Annotated in this window: 2 protein-coding genes; both read left to right on the top strand. The window is 74.5% G+C overall.

Translation table 11 applies throughout. From position 1 onward, the window contains the following. On the top strand, window positions 1-1,386 hold a 1,386-nt coding region (locus MWU57_RS18270; RefSeq protein ID WP_281495914.1), incomplete at its 5' end, for a hypothetical protein. A gap of 83 nt (window positions 1,387-1,469) precedes the next feature. Next, a partial coding sequence (locus MWU57_RS17870) for a hypothetical protein (protein WP_374108593.1) occupies window positions 1,470-2,261 on the top strand: 792 nt, incomplete at its 3' end.

A 2,261-nucleotide genomic window follows, 5' to 3' on the forward strand; every position in this document is an offset into this window, starting at 1 on the left:
AAGCCGGCCGACAAGCCGGTCGAGAAGCCCGCGGAGAAGCCGGCCGACAAGCCGGTCGAGAAGCCCGCGGAGAAGCCGGCCGACAAGCCGGTCGACAAGCCCGCGCCGAAGCCGGCCGCCGAGCAGCCGGACAAGCAGCCGGCGACGACTGACGGATCGGCGGCCCAGCCGGACGAAGCGTCCGCAGAGCCCGTCGAGGCCGACGGCACCGATCCTGCCGAGGACGCCACCACGGAGGCCTCCGGGACGACGACGGAGCCGACCGAGGAGCCGACCGAGGCGCCGAGCGGCCCGGTCAGCGGCCTCCTCGACACCGTCGCGGGCGGCGTGGTGGCACCGGTCACCGAGACGGTCGGCGGGACGCTCGAGGCCGTCGTCGACCCCGTGACCGGTGGGCTCGCGCCGGTGACCGACGCGACCGGCGAGGTCGTGGCAGGTGTCACGGGCCCGGTGACCGAACCGCTCCAGCCGGTGACCGACGCCGTCGGCGAGGCGCTCCGCCCCGTCACGGAGGCGACGGCGCCCGTGCTCGAGCCGGTGGGCTCCTTGGTGGGATCGGTGACCGACGGGCTGGACCCGGTGGTCGCGCCCGTCGCGGCCGTCGTCGAGCCCGTGGTCGAACCCGTGGTGGATGCCGCCCTGCCGGCCGTGGGTGCCCTGGTCCCGGTCGTGGACGTCCTGGAACCGGTCCTCGAGCCGGTCGTGCGGCCCGTCGTCGACGTGGTGCGCCCCGTGGTCCGCCCTGTGGTCGATGCCGTCGAGCCGGTCCTGGACCCTGTGGTCGACCTCGTCGAGCCGGTGGTGCGGCCCGTGGTGCGCCCCGTCGGTCCCGTCATCGACGCGGTGGACCCGGTCCTCGATCCCGTGGTCGACGTGGTCGACCCGGTGCTGGACCCGGTGGTCGACGTCGTCCAGCCCCCGGCGGCCGCCGGCCCGGACGAGGGCGTCCCGGCTGTCACCGTTCCCTCCGCACCGGCCACCTCGCCGGCGCCCGCCGTCGAGGCGGCGAGCGGGGCCCCGGAGACGGTGGACGCCCGGACCGCACCGGCCGCCACGCCGGTCGTGGTTCCCGACACCTCGGCCCTCCAGGGACCGGCCGCGCCGGTCCTCGCGGGGACCACCACTCTCACGGCCGATCAGGCCTCGTCCGCCCCGCGCGACGCAGGCACGTTCGGGCACGACGCGCCCGAGGCCCCCGCCGGCACCGCCGCCGTGGGCACCACCAGCTCCTCCACCTCTGCGCGCGGAGGTGCGGGCCACGGCGACCTGGTCGCGCAGCTCGCTCCCGCGTCGCACGCCGGCGCCGGACACTGGCTGCTGCCGGCCGACGAGGCCTTCGCACCGCTGCCGGTGCGCGACTTCGAGATCCCTGTCTCTCCTGCCTGACGTGGCCACGTCGCGCCGCTGAGCGCGACCAGCCGCGGGTGGCGTCTGCTGCCCGTTCCCACGTCACACGGCAGGAGAGAACTATGCGTACGAACGCGCGACGGGTGCTGCAGGCAGTGCTCGTCACGGGCGGCCTCGTGGTCGCCGGGGCCTATTCGGCCCATGCTGCGGAGGACGACGTCGTCGACGTCGAGATCGGCGAGGACACCTCGGTCGACCTGAACCTCGAAGAGGTCTCGGAGGAGGTGTCGGACGCGTCCCTGGACACGCCCGTCGACCTCCCCGAGGTCGACACCCAGCCGGTCGAGACCGTCGTCGACGACCTCGTCGGCGAGGACGGCCCGGTGGACGACCTCCTCGGTGCCGACGAGCCGAGCGAGACCACCACGGACGACGTCGTCGACGTCGTCGCGGAGGACGTCAGCCAGACCGTCGAGGACGTCACCTCCGGTGACGTCGAGGCCGTCGTGGACGACGTCGTGGCCGAGGACGGCGTCGTGGACGACGTGCTCGAGGACGGCGGCGCAGACGCCGCCGTCGAGGACGTGGTCGAGACCACGGAGACGGTCGACGAGGCGCTCGGGACGGACGGTGCCGTCGAGGAGACTGCGTCGTCCGTCCTCGGGGAGGACGGGCTGGTCGACGACGTCGTCGGTCCGGACGAGCCGGAGGAGGGCGTGACGGACGGCGTCGTGGAAGCGGTCGTCGAGGACGTCGACACGACGGTCGACGACGCCCTGGAAGGTGACGTCGAGGCGGTCGTGGACGACGTGGTCGCCGAGGACGGCGTCGTGGACGACGTGCTGGAGGACGGCGGGGTGGACACGGTCGTCGCGGACGTCGTGGACACGACCGGTGCGGTCGACGAGGTGCTG

It is taken from the genome of Isoptericola sp. S6320L (genome assembly GCF_023015685.1).
Classification (GTDB): Bacteria; Actinomycetota; Actinomycetes; order Actinomycetales; family Cellulomonadaceae; genus Isoptericola; species Isoptericola halotolerans_A.